Raw genomic sequence first — 15,605 nt, 5'->3', positions numbered from 1 at the left:
GTTATCTTTCTCACTTATTCAACGTATAGAAAACACTTTCTAGACTTGGACAATGAGTCTTTCGTCGGCCACCACCTCCAATAAACTATGGTTAATCGTTAGTGTAGCCTTAGTTTGTATCGGGCTATTTGTAATCTCTGTGAATTTCCAACCTAAGTCGCAAGTCGCAATTGAGGAAATTTCACGTCAAGTCGACTCTGCCACCCAAGAACATTCTCAAGTTCAAACCCAAGTTGCTACTCCAGAAGCCGCAGAAAACAGCGCTCATCACACGACTGATATTCAAGGTCTGGTCGTGCATAGCAGTAATGAGCCACTCTCTGGGATAAAGATCGTTGCTCGCCGTATTAGAGATGACGGGAGCTCAGGTGCGATCTACCCATTAGGAAAACCGCTTTATACCTTGACTTCATCTGATGGAAGCTTCGCTTTCGAAGGGGTCCAAGCCGGTCGCTATCAAGTGAATATCGCGAGTGAACAAGGCTTTATCACCACGTCTCCTTTAACGTACCCCGAACAAAACTTAACCTTTGAGCTCTCATTAATTGCCGAGATTCAAATATTTGGCCAAGTCATAGATACGAACTATCAAGGCGTGGCCAACGTTGAAGTTTCAATGGCAGGCAACCCTCAACGTTCGATTTACAGCGATGAGCGAGGTTACTATGAATTTACGACAGAAACCTCGCGGCATTATTACCTATCTTTTAAAGCTCAAGGTTACCACCCAACCCATAAAGTCTTTTCTAACAAACCAGACAGCCCGACAATCGATTTACCGGCGATCACCTTGCACAACATTGAACAACTGCACACGCTTACCGGAAAGCTCGTTGATCATTTAGGAAGTCCAATAGCCAATGAAAGCATCCACTTGCTTTCTTCATCTTTCAACATCAATAAAAAGGCCACTAGCAATGCTGAAGGAGCGTTCTACCTCAAAGATCTTCCGACCACTAATGACTACCAATTGCATGTTAGAACGCGAGGCCCTTTTGAAAGCCACCAGCAATCAAATCTAACTATCGATGAAGGCACGCAAACACTTGTGATTCGCTTGCAACCTGTCTCCATGGCTGAATTGTCGGGGCAACTTGTTGACGAAAATGGTTACGCGATTCCTAATCTATCCTTGCAGCTATCTAGCACTTCATTACGTGGCGCGAACATCACACTCAAAGCCGACGAACATGGCTACTTTTCTGCTAGTAACCTCCCGAGTGGTCCCATTAACCTGACTTCTTACTCCAAACCCCTCACTCATATTAGTGGTGTTTCGTTAGACCCTTTTGAAACCACCAACATTCAGATTCAGCTCGATGTTGGAGACTCATACATACATGGAGAAATCACAGATATCACAGGGAGTCCGGTTGCAAACGCTCAAATTACGATAGAGAAAACCGTCGTGAACGAGTTCAAAGTTCGTTCTCTCCGCACGACCAATTCAACGTCAGATGGCCGTTTTAATTTTGAACAGATAAGCGGTGGAGAACACCTCATCAAGATTAAAGCGGCAGGCTTTACAACACGACAAATGCTGGTTACCCCACAACAAACGTGGGTCAGTATTCAACTGCTTTCTAATTGATAGAAAGTGCCCTTACCACCCCAGAAAAAGGAGATACGTAATGAACAAGATATTCGTTCTTTCTGGGATTTTTACCACTTTGCTTGTTGCGGGCTTTAGCAGCAACGTATTCGCGAAAAGCCCTCAGGATGCAATTGATGATCTGCAAGCACAGATAGATAACATTCAACTCATTCCAGGCCCAGAAGGGCCGGCTGGTCCTGCAGGGCCAATTGGAGCCACAGGACCTGAAGGGCCTATCGGTGCAACCGGACCAGAAGGACCCGCTGGACCTGAAGGGCCTATCGGCGCAACCGGACCAGAGGGACCCGTTGGGCCTGAAGGACCTATCGGTGCAACCGGACCAGAGGGACCCATTGGGCCTGAAGGGCCTATCGGTGCAACCGGACCAGAAGGACCCGTTGGACCTGAAGGGCCTATCGGTGCAACCGGACCAGAAGGACCCGTTGGACCTGAAGGGCCTATCGGTGCTACCGGTCCAGAAGGACCCGTTGGACCTGAAGGGCCTATCGGTGCAACCGGGCCAGAAGGACCCGTTGGACCTGAAGGGCCTATCGGTGCGACCGGTCCAGAAGGACCCGTTGGACCAGAAGGTCCAGCTGGCGCTGATGGTTTAGATGGCGCCGCCTCTTACACAGGAATCGCACCTATAGTGGTCGATGAACAAGCACAAACCATCGGCTTAAACTCAGCAAGTAATGCAGGCGACCTTCTTCAATGGGATGGCGGTAACTGGGTTGCTACCTCTAGAGACCAAGTCTTGATGGGCGTGAACAACATGCAACCATACAATACCGTAAACTTCATTATTGCATTGCAAGGGCTGTTCCCTTCACGTAGTAGTGCCGAGCCATTTATTGCTGAAATTATCATGTTCGGAGGAAACTTTGCTCCACGCGGGTGGGCGCTGTGTGATGGTCAATTACTTGCGATTTCTTCCAACCAAGCACTATTCTCATTACTTGGGACGACCTATGGTGGCGACGGACGTACAACATTCGCACTTCCTGATCTTAGAGGCCGAGTTCCAGTGCATGCCGGCAGCGGTCCTGGCCTGACGCCACGACGTCTAGGTGAAAAAGGTGGCATTGAAATGCATTAATCAACAAAGCAATGAACCAAGATCCATTGGGAGACACTATGAACCTCAACCGTTTATCTAAATCACTGATGGCCTCTTGGTTCGGAGCTATTGCTAGGTATATTAGGAAAGTCACGTTCGTCAGCGGCATCTTGTTGATCGGGTTACAAACAACGATAGCGTCCACTGACATGACCAAAAGCCAACCAAAGAGCCCGGTTGTCCTAGCCATCGTCGATGACGCTTTTCTATATTCACACGTTCACCTTGCCCCTTTAATTTGGACCAACCCAAGAGAAATTCCAGACAACAATATTGATGACGACCTAAATGGACATATCGATGACGTACATGGATGGGATATCAGTGACGCCGATAACAATGTTGCACCCCCGAATGGCAGACCAGAGTATTATCACGGCACACATGTCGCCGGAATTATCAGCGAACTCGTTGCTCATGTTTATGGGGAATCAAGCCCGCAATATGCACAAATATTGCCAGTCAAAGCCTTAGAGGATCAGGCTGAAAGCTTCTACCTAAAAGATGCATTCAAAGGGCTGGAATACGCCATAGATACAGGTGCTGATATCATTTTGACAGCGTGGGGAGTCGAACACTTAACAGAGAAACAAGAAGCTATTCTTGATAAGGCAGAAAAACAAGGGATACTCATTATTGCGTCGGCTGGGAACTTCCCTACCGAAAAAGATCTATTCCCAGCAGCTTACCCAAGTGTACTGGCTGTTGGCGCGCTTTCAGGTGATGGAAAAAAGATGGAAGACGCTAATTACGCCGACTTCATTGATATTTCAACCATAGGTGAAGACATCACTGCCGCTGGCATCAGCTCTGATACGGACAAAATAACAAAAAGTGGGACTTCAAGTTCGGCGGCTATTGTTGCCGCAGCGGCAGTGCTCATAAAAGCGAAACATCCAACGCTTACCCCTTTAGAAATCAAGGCTTGTTTAGTCAGCTCTGCCCACTTATTAGCTCACTCGCAACCACAATTTCTGGGAAAATTAGGCTCTGGTTCACTGAATATGGCGAAAGCCATTGAGTGCCCATTACTGTTTGAAGGAACGGAAAATCATCAGGCGCTTAATACATCAAAAGGCTATATCTACCCCGCCGACTCGATAAAGCAGCCGATGGAGTGGGAGCTCCACCCACAAGGCACCATTAAAGGGATGAAGTTCAATATCAGCCATCTCAACGACCCTAATGGCACACTAGCATTTCTCACTCTACCGACTCATCAAATGATTGCGCAATACTCAGTGTCTGATGTTCCTAAAGACCTTTACTTGCAACACCCTCAGTTGCTCGTGCGCTACACGTCGTCGAGTGCAACTAAACAGCCTTGGCGGCTTAAGTACCAAGCAATTCATAAAGACATGGTGAATGCGTTTTGTTCTGGCACCGCTTACATCACCACGCCTGCAACCATTAGCGATGGCAGCCAAAACCAGCCATATTCGTATAATACAAGCTGCAAATGGCAAATCACGGCACCGAAAGGAAAAGTGGTTCAAATCGACTTTTCAGAGCTTAATACTGAAAGTCGCCATGACATGGTTTACCTTTTCAGTGGCAAAAAAACCAATGCGCCAATCATGGCAATCTTCAGTGGTACTGAACTCCCTCCGTCACTGACGAGCTGGACGAATGAAGTACTCATGTGGTTCGTCGCCAACGACAGGACACAAGGTCAAGGTTGGCAAGCGAACATCTCGTTTGTCGATCCTCCAGCTAATCAGTGAAAACCATTATTGATTCGGCTCGAGGTTCGCCATCGACTTTCTACCCAAACGAAAGTTCGGATTTTTCACCACAAGATAGACGGCGCAAGCTGCCATCAAGAATCCAAGTGCGCCCAGCGCATCAAAGGATTCACCAAACATTAGCCACGCCTGAATCGCAGTAACCGGAGGTACCATATAAAATACCGAAGCAACAGCGGAAGATGCACCGTGCTCCACCATGTATAACAGCAGCAAAATCGCAACACAGGACAAAACAACCACTAACCATGTCATGGTTAAGATAAACTCAATTGTCCATTGCACTTCCATCGTTTCATAGTGCAAAGCAACCGGTAAAAACAGTAACCCAGCAGCGAAGTATTGGATCATCGCACTGCCAACCATATCGGTTCCGCGGCAAAAACGTTTTTGATAAAGCGTGCCAAAAGTAATACCAATGAGCGCCAACATACTGGTACCAAACGCAAATAGCTTATGCTCATCATTCTGCCACTCGATATCTCCGATCAAAACCAAGCTGATACCGATAAAGCCAAGACCTAAGCCTATCCATTGAGATAACTTAAAACGCTCCGCCGTGAACCCCACGATCACCAACGCCGTCACAATCGGTTGTAAGCCCACAAGCAGCGAACTCAGTCCTGCCGGCATGCCTGAACCGATGGCAAGGTAACTGCCCCCAAGGTAAAAACCATGAATGAGTATGCCAACCACAAAACTGTGCACCAGCCCCATTCCTGTCGGGATCTTACGTTTTAACAGCGCAATCAGCAGAAGAAAGAACCCAACATTGAGCACCATGCGAATCGTAAGCAAAGTGGCTGGCTCTGCATATTCCAAGCCTAAACGTGCACCAATAAAACCAGAGGCCCATAGCATGACGAAAACGAAAGGAATCATTTTTATTAGCATTTATAAACCTCTGGTAATTTATGAATTATGTGATTACTTTAATAAGGTACAGAGGCGTTAAAAAGAGACAGAAATAGAAACTTTAATGGGTACAGAATGGAAACGAGCAATAAATACCTGCAAGTGGAAACGTACATAAAACAGGCAATCGACAAAGGCGTTTTTCGTGCAGAAGACAAATTGCCCTCGATTCGCCATCTCTGTGAGCAATTGGATGTAAGCAAAAATACGGTAATCCGTGCTTACCAAGAGTTAGAAGCGGTGGGTTGTGTTTATTCCGTGCCTCGGTCAGGGTATCGGGTGTCGTCGGCTCAAGCGACGACCAGTACGAAAACGTCTGCGCCAATGGAAGTCGATTTACTCTCTATGGCTAAATCGATTTTAGGTTACCCTGAGGGCAATCAACTGCTCGCCACCGGTTCAGCTCACCCCAATACCGACTTTCCCGCAATCAAAAGCCTCTATGCCACAATTGGTCGACATAGCCGCCATCAAACCCAAATGCCAAGCCATTACCAACTTCCTCCGGGGAATGAACGTTTGGTGCAACAATTGCTTAAGATAAGCCAAGACTTAGGCATCAGTTCTTCAAAAAATGAAATCGCCGTCACCAATGGCGCTCAACAAGCCATTACCTTAGCACTCAGAGTCCTCACTAACCCCGGAGACATCGTCATTGTTGAATCTCCTTGCTACTTCGGAAACTTACTTTTATTGCAGTCATTGGGCTTAAAAGCACTCGAAATACCAAGCCAAGTAAGCACCGGAATCGACATTGAAAGCGTCAGAAAAGCGATAGCGTTATGGGACGTGAAAGCCATACTAGTAACCCCGAACTTCAATAATCCAACAGGCTCTCAAATGCCGTTAGCCAAACGACAAGCGCTACTTGATGCGACTCAATCGATACCGATTATTGAAGATGATGTGTTTGGTGGGCTAACCGCCGGGAAAATGGTTCCGAGCCTGAAAAGCCTTGATAACACCGGGCGAGTTATCTACGTCAACTCACTCTCAAAAACGCTCGATTCCCGACTGCGAATTGGGTGGCTATTGTCCGATGGATTTCAAAAACAAATAGAAGCGCACATGATTTGTGAAAACATGGGCAGCCTAAACTTGACTCAATCGGCGACAGGCGAATTCCTGACAACCGGTAAATATCGAACTCACGTCGACAAGATGAAACGTTTTTATCAACATAACTTAAAGCAGTTTTCAGCCAAGTTAACTCACGCTCTTGACCACTATGAAGCATTAAAAGGGCAATACCACTTGAGCCGCCCTAATGGATCATTTTTAACTTGGTTAACATTACCCGCACACGCAGACAGCCATCAGATTTATTTGGAATGTAAGAAGCATAAAATCAACATCTTACCGGGAACCGTTTTTGCTACTAACCAGCAATACATCAACTGTATCCGCTTGAGTGTGGCTAATTTTAAAGATGACGCTCAATGGGACAAAGGAATACAAAAGTTGGCAGAAATCATCTATAGGAATGTCCAACCCTAAGACCAAAATACGCGCTCCAGAATCATATCGGTCTCGATAAAACAAAGCCCCCTAAACCTAGCGATAGGTTTAGGGGGCTAAACGTTCAAACAATGTTGTGATTAAAAAAGTTTAAACTTCAAACTGAGAAACTAGCTCATCCAAGGCTTCACATTGTACAGCGAGTGCCATACAAGCATTTTCAGCGCTACTCGCCATTTCCACCATGTGCATGGTACTTTCCGCGATACGCTGAACATTCTGGTTCACATCTTCCGAAACATTCGATTGCTGTGAAGCCGCTGTCGCGATTTGAGTGTTCATCTCATTCATTAAACCGATTGAGTTTCGAATTTCACTTAACGACGACGCCGCTGTTTCCGCTTTCTCGATTGTTGTTTCGCTGCTTTGCTTACTTTCATTCATGACACTTACAGCTTGCTTCGCTCCGGCTTCTAAGCGTTCAATCATCGACTCAATTTCACCGGTACTTTCTTGAGTTTTACTCGCAAGAGCACGAACCTCATCCGCCACTACCGCGAAGCCACGGCCTTGCTCTCCGGCACGTGCCGCTTCTATCGCCGCGTTCAATGCCAGTAAATTGGTTTGTTCAGCAATGCCTTTAATCACATCTAAGATAGACGCGATATTCTTAACATCGGTATCTAGCTCATGAACCACACCACTCGCGTTCTCAATATCGTTCGCCAGTTGCTCAATCGAACCAACCGTTTGAGCAAGCGTATTATTCGCCGACTCCACTTCATCGTTCGCACTGTTACTTGCGCTCGCGGCGTCTGTCGCATTGCCACTAACCGTTTCACTGGTAACCTGCATTTCATGCACTGCGGCCGCAACGACTTCACTTTCTTGCTGTTGATTCGAAGAAAACTCAGCGACACTTTGAGTCAAAGACTTAATGTTCTCCATCTCTGCACGCACAGCATTTGAAGCAATAATCACCTGTTCTACCGTTAGATGGATTTTGCCCACAAATTGATTGAACGCCGCACTTAAGCGAGCAATTTCATCGTCTCCATCGACTTGCATACGTTGTGATAAATCGCCGTCACCTGACGCAATTTCGCTCATAGCTTTTTCAACGTTTTGAATCGGCTTAATAATAAATCGATTCGATAACCACATGGCAACCAACGCCGCCAAAATCGCAACGCCCATCCCCACTTCAATCACCAATTTGCTAGATTGAATTGACGCATTTGATTGAGCTCGTAGCGCGCCCTGTTTCACTTCAATAAGGCCACGGATTGAGCGTAATTGATCTCTAACAATGGCGAATTCACGGTCAATTTCGGGGGTAGTATCGGCATTATATTGTTTCGCATCAGCAGGATTCGCGAACAAAGGCTCATGCAAAGCAATCCACTTTTTCGCCGCTTGAATGAGCTTGTTGTATTCATTGCGAGACTCGTTACCAAGCACACCGTGATCTAATAACGTTTGAATACTTTCAAGGCGCGGGACGGCTTTATAAGCATTGTCCTTAAATTCACCGATTTGGTATTGAACGGCGGCGGAATCCCCTTCAGCTAACAATAGCCCTTGAGCAGCCGAAATAACTTGGTAAATATCTCGGTACGCATCTTCTAAATCATCTAAGACTGGCTGAACAACATTGTTCAATTCATGGTTAATCGCAGCTTGTTGATTAGACTTCACAACATTAAGAACAGTCACCGTAGAGAAAACAAACACAATCACAATTAAGGGAATTGCAATTTTCGTTTTGATAGAAAATTTATTTATATTCATAAGCTTCATAACCACACTGGTTGTAATGTAAACTCGCGTACTATAAACCATCCTTATGAAACTTAGATAGCTATTTCAGCGACGAAGTTATATTAAGCGTAGCAGTTATCAAATCTCTTGTTGGAACAAGATCTTCCGTTCATTTACTCGTCGTTCAATTTGCCTTTTCTTTGGACCAATCTTACCTATACACCGGCGTGCGCTTTCAATTTTTTTACATCACGGATATTGAGTGCCATTAGAGTTAAATTAGTAAACCCAGCGATCAATTCCACAATTTGAACCACATAAAAAACCTCATCAAACTGCCCTACACTGGCTAAATGCTGTAAGTAAATTGCCGCAGGTGTTAACACCAACAAACCGTTTAGAGCCAAGAATGGCATGCGTTTTTTCTTTCTTCCTAACGCGCCCGATTTCGCGTTCGGTGCCATCTTTGCTCCAGTAATGCCCGTTATTGCCATAGTAGGGATCAACACCCAAATCGTATAAAAGATAGCGGTTTTAACCGCCAATACTTGTTGCTGGTTGCCAAAAAGTTCAACCAATAATGAACTCAAAAAGAAGCTCAAAATTAGGAGAAACGCCAACATTGCTGCGCTGCGATGGACAATCTGAATGGTATTTTTCATGGTGATGCCTTTTATATGTTTTGCAGGATTACAGAAGCTAGTTTGAGTGGAGACGATTGCTACCAACGCGAACGGTAAGAACGGTGGCAGCTCTTGCAGGTTTTTTCTGCTTGTTTGATTCCTGCGCTAGCCTTGTTTGGGTCTTGTTGGGCGCTAGCGTTATAAAGCGCTTCGAAACCAGCATCCATCTGCGCCAGCAAAGTGTTGAACTTACTCGGTGACGTCCATACCTCTTTTTTCGCTTTACTGCCTTTTTGGCTGCCTTCCGGGAACGATTCGTTCAACGTATTTCCATGCTCGATCAGTTCACGGCTAACTGCAGTCAACGCTTCCCAATCCGTACTCTTACCGTCGAGTAATCGACTCGCACTTTTTAGGTCATCTTCAATCGAAGAAAATGCCGTTTGTCTTTGGCTTATTTCAGCCTCATAAGCGTTTGCTACCGCTGACGTTGAAAATATTGGCGAAGCAACAGTAGTCAAAACAAGTGAAAGAGTAAGTGCAGAGTTTTTCATTTTGGCATCCTCATGGTTCGGTGAGTGGTGTTGTTTTCTTGCTTACCATTTAATTTACACAACAATAGTTGCGTACGCAACTATTGTTGTGTAAATTATTTCCATCACTGTTTTAAATAATGAATTGGGAGAAAGAAAATGAAAGTATGGGACTTAGCCACTCGCCTATATCACTGGATACAAGCTATTGTTTTTATTGCCTTGATTGGCACTGGGTTTACGGGGAATGGCCCTCACCTACCTCTTGGGCTTGCACTGTTTACCTTAATCACATGGCGAATTCTATGGGGATTCGTTGGTAGCGAGACCAATCGTTTTTCTCAATTTGTCCGTTCTCCACTGGCAACCGTCCGCTATTTACGTGGAAAACAAACACAGGATAATGCCGCTGGTCACAACCCCGCTGGCGGCTGGATGGTCGTCGCATTAATCACAGGCCTATTGATGCAGTGTTTAAGTGGATTAGCACTAGCCGGCATGTTAGATAACTTACCGTTCGCGCAATGGTGGTTAACCGATACACTGTTTGATCTTTTCGAATCCATACATTTCATATTAGCGAGAGTACTGCCTGCACTGGTTTTGCTTCATGTCATGGCTATTTTAATATACAAACTCAAGCGAAAGCCTTTGGTTAAAGCCATGTTCACAGGTTTTCAAGATCAAGCGTTAACAAAGGATGGAGAGAGTATTCAACCAAGTTTTGTCTCGCAACGCCGCGCTTTTTTGATGCTAGTTGCAGCGGGATTAGTTACCATGACAATTATTGCATCATCCCTGGTATAACACGCATGAGTGAAAAATTTGATCGACAATCGAGCTTTGGCTGGCTGATTAACGTAGTTGCGGGCCAAGCTGCCAAAAAATTTGAAGCGCGCCTGAAAGAGCAAGGCATGACTCTCGCTTTATGGCCGACACTAATGTGCTTATGGGAAGAAGAAGGCGTGACTCAGCGAGAAATCTCCGCAAAGTCTAAAGTTGAAAACTCAACCACCACTCGAACGCTCGACAAACTGGAAAAGCTTGGGTTAGTTGAACGACGCAATGACCCGAATAGCCGACGCTCATTTCGCATTTACTTAACTGAGCAAGGCCATGCGATCAAATCGGATCTTCTCCCACTACCTGTAGCGGTCAATGAAGAAATGTTGGCGTCATTAAACGAAGAAGAGCAGCAGCAGATCATTAAGCTTTTACAAAAAATGGTCGCAGCCGTTTAAGCATCTTTCCTCTCCCAAGTGCCAGCGAATCGCTGGCATTTTTTTTCTCCTTTCCGTTACATTTCGAAAACACCACCTTATAGCTCACTGTTTTCTTAACGCCGAATTGATAGAGTAAAAATCACAATAATCACTAAATAAATCTGGCAGAGTCAAAGTCATGAAGGATCAATTAAGCCAAGAATGGAAAGACATCAAATGGGTATTTACTGACGTCGATGACACCTTAACTTGGCAAGGTTCATTGCCACCCGATACGCTCATCGCTTTACAAAATCTACGCGATAGTGGCATTAAGGTTGTTGCGGTAACAGGGGCATGTGCCGGTTGGTGTGACCATATCGCTCAGCTATGGCCAGTGGACGCGGTACTTGGCGAAAACGGAGCGTTTCTCTTAGAAAAAGAGACGGGATCTTTACAAATATCAACCGAGGTCCCTCTAGAGCAAATTCGCGCAAATCAAGCAAAGTTAAAACAACAAATTGAATCTATTTTGCTCGATTACCCAGACCTTTCGTTAACGCTCGACCAGTCATACCGATTATGCGAAGTAGCGATTGATATCGGCCAAAACCGTTCTCCTGTAGATCCCGAGATCGTTCAAGCGGTACTAAGAAGAATCCACGCGTTGGGCGCGCATGCCACGGCAAGTTCGATTCATATTAACGCTTGGTATGGTGAGCATTCGAAAAGAAATGCCGTAGAGCGCTACTTAACCAATCAAGGTTTCTCAGCAGAACAGATCCGAACGCGGGTTTGCTATGTGGGCGATTCAATGAACGACGAACAAATGTTTGGTTGGTTACCACTGACCGTTGGCGTGGCCAACATTCAACATTACTGGGATAAGCTAGAACATCACCCGAGCATGGTAATGTCTGAATCTGGTGGGTTTGGTTTTGCGCAATTTAGCCGAGATTTGTTAGCAATCCAGCGCTAATACGGCGCTGTTTTAATGAGTAGAAAAACAGCCTAAGGTTGACAGAAAGTACCTTAGGCCGCTTTATGTTAGCGTATCAAATAACCGCTAGATAAGTTTGTTTCGGATATGAATAACCACTGCTTCCGCAATAATTACCACAGCAAAAATACTCACTAAGACCATTGATACTTTTTGCCATTCAAACAAGTTTTGTGCGTCGTTAAGAATCACACCAATACCACCGGCCCCCACCAGTCCAAGTACAGCAGATTCACGAACGTTGATGTCCCAACGGAACAAAACTATTGAGTAAAATGCAGGCATGACTTGTGGCCAGTACCCTTTAAGCAAAATACTCATCCATGAAGCACCCGTTGCTCGCAGTGCTTCGATCGGCCCCATGTTCACTTCGGCAATGGCTTCCGCTAACAGCTTCCCTACAAAGCCGATACTGCGGATTGCAATAGCCATAATGCCTGCAAGAACACCGGGGCCAAATAGTGCGATAAATAACAGTGCCCAGACCAATGAGTTCACAGAACGTGAAGACACTAGGAAAAACTGAGCCACCCAATTTAGCGCTTTATTTGGGGTGATATTTGGCGCATTTAGTAAGGCTAAAGGAATCGCAAATACCAAAGTAAATAATGTACCTAATGTCGCAATGTGTAGCGTTTCGATCATCGCGGCATGAATGGATTCTGGATAAAACGCATAGTCCATTGGCACCATGCGTTGGAACATGTCTGCAAATTGCGCAGGTGCGTCGTACAAAAATTCAGGAATCACTTCCACCGTTTGCCAAGACCACACAATGGCCATTACCAAACTCAAGTAAATAGCAAAGCGGGCAATACGTTCATTCGGTGTAAAGCGTTGCCATTCTTTATCAATATTTGCCGTTGTCATTAGAAGATTCTCCTAACAATGTTCGATAGAAACTCACCCACTAGAATCAATGCGATAATGGTGATCAAAATAGCGGCTACAAAATCGTAGTCGAAGCGTTGGAAAGCCGAGAATAAGGTGCCACCTAAGCCGCCTGCCCCTACAATGCCGACCATGGTCGAATTACGCAGATTCGAGTCCAGCTGGTAGCTAGCAAATCCAATAAAACGAGTAAATACTTGCGGCATTACCGCATACAAAATCACACTCACAAAGCTTGCGCCTGTCGCTTTAATCGCTTCAACAGGTTTAAAGGAAATCTCCTCAATCGCTTCGGCAAATAACTTGGCAATGAAGCCAATGGATGCGAATACCAGAGTAAGAATCCCGGCTAGCGCACCAAAACCGACCGCCTTTACAAACAAGATGGCAATAATCACAGGGTGGAATGAACGGCATAATGCGATGAAGCCACGAATCGGGGTAGAGACAATCGCAGGCATCATATTACGAGCCGCCAGTAAGCCTAAAAACAGTGAAATCACAATGCCGAAAAAGCTCGAAATAATGGCGATTTGTAAACTTTCAGCAAGGCCACTCAGCAGTAAACTGGTACGAGAAAAGTCCGGCGGAAACATTCTAGATAGTAAGCGTTCACTTTCACCAAATCCGATAATTAATCGGTCAAAAGTTAGGCCTAATGTCGAAACGCTGTAAAAAAGATAACCGACAACCGCCGCTATGATAGCTCGGTTCATCCATGAGACTTTAAAGGGGTTATCGTAATTTTTAGACGAACCGCTTGCTGCTGCGCCTTGGGTTAATCCAGCCATGATTCACCTCCATAAATGATCTTCAGATCTTCTTCGGAAATGCCTTCAGGGCTACCGTCATAATGCACCTTACCGTTACACATGCCGATGATGCGTTTTGCGTATCGCTTAGCAAGGTTCACGTCGTGGATGTTGACTAAAACTGGGATGTTCTTCTGCTCAGCGAAGGTTTCCATTAGTTCCATAATTTCAACGGCGGTTTTAGGATCTAGCGATGAAGTCGGTTCATCCGCCAGTAGAATATACGGGTCTTGCATGACTGCTCTAGCAATGCCCACACGTTGGCGCTGACCACCAGACAGGCTGTCTGCACGTTGATTCGCGAAATCTTGTAGGCCAACGAACTCTAGCAGTTCAAATGCTTTAGCAAGGTCTTCTGAGGAGTAGTTACGTCGCCACGCGTTCCACGCTGACATGTAACCTAAACGGCCACTCAGTACGTTTTCGATAACCGTAAGTCGCTCAACTAAGTTGTACTCTTGAAACACCATACCAATATGGCGGCGCTGTTTACGTAGTGCCTGACCTTGAAGCTGAGTTAGGTCTGCACCGTCAAAAAGGATTTCTCCTTGGCTTGGATCGTTCAAACGGTTGATACAACGCAGCAAGGTACTTTTACCTGTGCCCGATGGGCCAATAATTGCGATGATGCCCGGTTCGTCGATATCAATGTTAATGCCTTTAAGGATTGGCTTGCCTGCCACATATTCATGAAAAAGGTTGTTGATCTTTATTCCGTCATAGCTTGCTACGGCCATACTGCATTTCCTTATACAAAAATTTAGGATGAACTATGCCCTACCTATGAGGGCATAGTTTTTTCGTTGAGATAAGTGCTCGGGGGAGAGCTAAGAATTAACCGTTGTTTGCTTGCTTAGCCAGTTCCGCTGCTTTTTTCTTAGCGCGTTTAGCCGCATCTTTTTCAGCCAGTTTTTTCAAGCCCGCTTTTGTGTAAGCTGTGCCTGTCGCGTGTGCGATATCACGAATCACATCCCACTCTTCTTGGTATGTAATTGGAGAGAAACGGTCTGCACCTTTGAACGCTGCGCTCATTTCTGGCGTAAAGCGGTAGCTGAAGAAAGCTTCGTTGATCTTTTCAACAAGCTCAGGTTTCAAGTTGTATGCATAACCGAATGCCGACGTTGGGAAACGTGGGCTGCGGTAGATGATTTTAAGCTCAGAGTCGTCAACACGCCCTGCTGCCACCATACGGTCGTACACATCAGATGCCACAGGTGCTGCATCATAGTCTCCGTTATAAACACCTAGGATAGATTGGTCGTGCTTACCTGAGTACAACACTTTGTAATCTTCATCTGGCACTAGACCTTTAGCAGGGAATAGCGCACGTGGAGCAAGGTTACCAGAGTTGGAAGACGCAGAAGTGTGAGCAACCTTTTTCCCTTTCAGATCAGCCATAGTGTTAATACCGCTGTCTTTACGAACGATAGTAATTAGGTTATAGCCTTGGAAACCAGACTCATCACCTTTAACGGCAATTGGTACGTAACCCGCTAGGTTAACCGCGTAGCCTGTTGGCCCCGTTGAGAAACCAGCAACGTGTAAACGGCCAGAACGCATCGCTTCTACTTGCGCAGAGTTCGAGTGAACCGTGTAGTAAATCACTCGTTTGCCAGTGATCTTGCTTAGGTGCGCTTGGAAGTCTGCGAATGCATCTTTATACAATGCAGGATCTTCTACTGGCGTGTACGTAAATACAAGCGTGCTTGGATCGTTCCACTCATCAGGATTTTTCGGTGAATCCGCCACTAAATCTTGGTTTTCATCACAGTATCGATCGTCTAACACACCACGGCTAGAGCAGTCGCTTGCCATAGCCATTGAAGGAAGTAGTAATGAGCTAGCGATTAACAGTCCTTTAACACTGATTTTCATATTCAAACCTTACTTTTACTTATTGTTGAAAGTCACAAGTTCTATTGCAGCCATCATGCCAACAATTAAATCATTA

The 15,605-nt window shown here is 45.5% G+C and carries 15 protein-coding genes; 7 read left to right on the top strand and 8 right to left on the bottom strand.

Annotated features, from left to right (window positions below):
• Nucleotides 1-52: 52 nt before the first annotated feature.
• The 3 genes from ACHUFI_RS03140 to ACHUFI_RS03130 are packed head-to-tail and all read left to right on the top strand — an operon-like array spanning nt 53 to nt 4,438.
• The gene (locus ACHUFI_RS03140) at nt 53-1,591 is read left to right on the top strand and encodes a carboxypeptidase regulatory-like domain-containing protein (RefSeq protein WP_394246828.1); all 1,539 of its coding nucleotides are present in this window, start codon (nt 53-55) and stop codon (nt 1,589-1,591) included.
• Between the two features lie 40 nt (nt 1,592-1,631).
• Nucleotides 1,632-2,693 (top strand): tail fiber protein, encoded by a 1,062-nt coding sequence (locus tag ACHUFI_RS03135; RefSeq protein ID WP_394246827.1) that lies wholly within the window; start codon nt 1,632-1,634, stop codon nt 2,691-2,693.
• A 38-nt stretch (nt 2,694-2,731) separates the two neighbouring features.
• Complete coding sequence (locus ACHUFI_RS03130; protein WP_394246825.1) at nt 2,732-4,438, top strand: S8 family serine peptidase; 1,707 nt, start codon at nt 2,732-2,734, stop codon at nt 4,436-4,438.
• 6 nt (nt 4,439-4,444) lie between these two features.
• Here ACHUFI_RS03130 and ACHUFI_RS03125 read toward each other — a convergent pair whose 3' ends face one another.
• Nucleotides 4,445-5,353: a DMT family transporter gene (locus tag ACHUFI_RS03125; protein ID WP_394246824.1), complete on the bottom strand. Its 909-nt coding sequence runs from the start codon at nt 5,351-5,353 to the stop codon at nt 4,445-4,447.
• A 96-nt stretch (nt 5,354-5,449) separates the two neighbouring features.
• Here ACHUFI_RS03125 and ACHUFI_RS03120 point away from each other — a divergent pair, with 96 nt between their 5' ends.
• Complete coding sequence (locus tag ACHUFI_RS03120; protein WP_394246822.1) at nt 5,450-6,871, top strand: aminotransferase-like domain-containing protein; 1,422 nt, start codon at nt 5,450-5,452, stop codon at nt 6,869-6,871.
• A 111-nt stretch (nt 6,872-6,982) separates the two neighbouring features.
• On the opposite strand, the gene ACHUFI_RS03115 is transcribed toward ACHUFI_RS03120, so the two are convergent.
• The 3 genes from ACHUFI_RS03115 to ACHUFI_RS03105 all read right to left on the bottom strand — a co-directional run bounded on the left by ACHUFI_RS03115 (nt 6,983) and on the right by ACHUFI_RS03105 (nt 9,770).
• The gene (locus ACHUFI_RS03115; RefSeq protein WP_394246821.1) at nt 6,983-8,623 is read right to left on the bottom strand and encodes a methyl-accepting chemotaxis protein; all 1,641 of its coding nucleotides are present in this window, start codon (nt 8,621-8,623) and stop codon (nt 6,983-6,985) included.
• Nucleotides 8,624-8,808: 185 nt separating this feature from the next.
• Nucleotides 8,809-9,255, bottom strand: a complete 447-nt coding sequence (locus ACHUFI_RS03110; RefSeq protein WP_394246819.1) for a hypothetical protein — start codon at nt 9,253-9,255, stop codon at nt 8,809-8,811.
• A gap of 59 nt (nt 9,256-9,314) precedes the next feature.
• Complete coding sequence (locus ACHUFI_RS03105; RefSeq protein ID WP_394246818.1) at nt 9,315-9,770, bottom strand: c-type cytochrome; 456 nt, start codon at nt 9,768-9,770, stop codon at nt 9,315-9,317.
• Between the two features lie 138 nt (nt 9,771-9,908).
• On the opposite strand from ACHUFI_RS03105, the gene ACHUFI_RS03100 reads away from it, so the two are divergent.
• The 3 genes from ACHUFI_RS03100 to ACHUFI_RS03090 all read left to right on the top strand — a co-directional run bounded on the left by ACHUFI_RS03100 (nt 9,909) and on the right by ACHUFI_RS03090 (nt 11,930).
• The gene (locus ACHUFI_RS03100; protein ID WP_394246816.1) at nt 9,909-10,556 is read left to right on the top strand and encodes a cytochrome b/b6 domain-containing protein; all 648 of its coding nucleotides are present in this window, start codon (nt 9,909-9,911) and stop codon (nt 10,554-10,556) included.
• A gap of 5 nt (nt 10,557-10,561) precedes the next feature.
• Nucleotides 10,562-10,990 (top strand): MarR family winged helix-turn-helix transcriptional regulator, encoded by a 429-nt coding sequence (locus ACHUFI_RS03095; RefSeq protein WP_394246815.1) that lies wholly within the window; start codon nt 10,562-10,564, stop codon nt 10,988-10,990.
• 160 nt (nt 10,991-11,150) lie between these two features.
• Entirely contained in the window at nt 11,151-11,930 is a 780-nt protein-coding gene (locus tag ACHUFI_RS03090) for an HAD family hydrolase (RefSeq protein ID WP_394246813.1), read from the top strand.
• A gap of 87 nt (nt 11,931-12,017) precedes the next feature.
• On the opposite strand, the gene phnE (ACHUFI_RS03085) is transcribed toward ACHUFI_RS03090, so the two are convergent.
• The 4 genes from phnE (ACHUFI_RS03085) to phnD all read right to left on the bottom strand — a co-directional run bounded on the left by phnE (ACHUFI_RS03085) (nt 12,018) and on the right by phnD (nt 15,529).
• Entirely contained in the window at nt 12,018-12,821 is an 804-nt protein-coding gene (phnE, locus tag ACHUFI_RS03085; RefSeq protein WP_137359365.1) for a phosphonate ABC transporter, permease protein PhnE, read from the bottom strand.
• Complete coding sequence (gene phnE, locus ACHUFI_RS03080) at nt 12,821-13,633, bottom strand: phosphonate ABC transporter, permease protein PhnE (protein WP_394246810.1); 813 nt, start codon at nt 13,631-13,633, stop codon at nt 12,821-12,823. The genes phnE (ACHUFI_RS03085) and phnE (ACHUFI_RS03080) overlap by 1 nt, the downstream gene beginning before the upstream one ends.
• Complete coding sequence (phnC, locus tag ACHUFI_RS03075; protein WP_137359363.1) at nt 13,621-14,391, bottom strand: phosphonate ABC transporter ATP-binding protein; 771 nt, start codon at nt 14,389-14,391, stop codon at nt 13,621-13,623. Before phnC ends, phnE (ACHUFI_RS03080) begins: the two co-directional genes overlap by 13 nt.
• Nucleotides 14,392-14,488: 97 nt before the next feature.
• Nucleotides 14,489-15,529: a phosphate/phosphite/phosphonate ABC transporter substrate-binding protein gene (gene phnD, locus ACHUFI_RS03070; RefSeq protein WP_137359362.1), complete on the bottom strand. Its 1,041-nt coding sequence runs from the start codon at nt 15,527-15,529 to the stop codon at nt 14,489-14,491.
• Nucleotides 15,530-15,605: the final 76 nt, after the last annotated feature.

Origin of the sequence: Vibrio profundi, assembly GCF_043642225.1 — a bacterium.
Taxonomy (GTDB): domain Bacteria; phylum Pseudomonadota; class Gammaproteobacteria; order Enterobacterales; family Vibrionaceae; genus Vibrio; species Vibrio profundi_A.
Note: the sequence above shows the minus strand (reverse complement) of the source record. Positions and strands in the feature narration are given on the sequence as shown.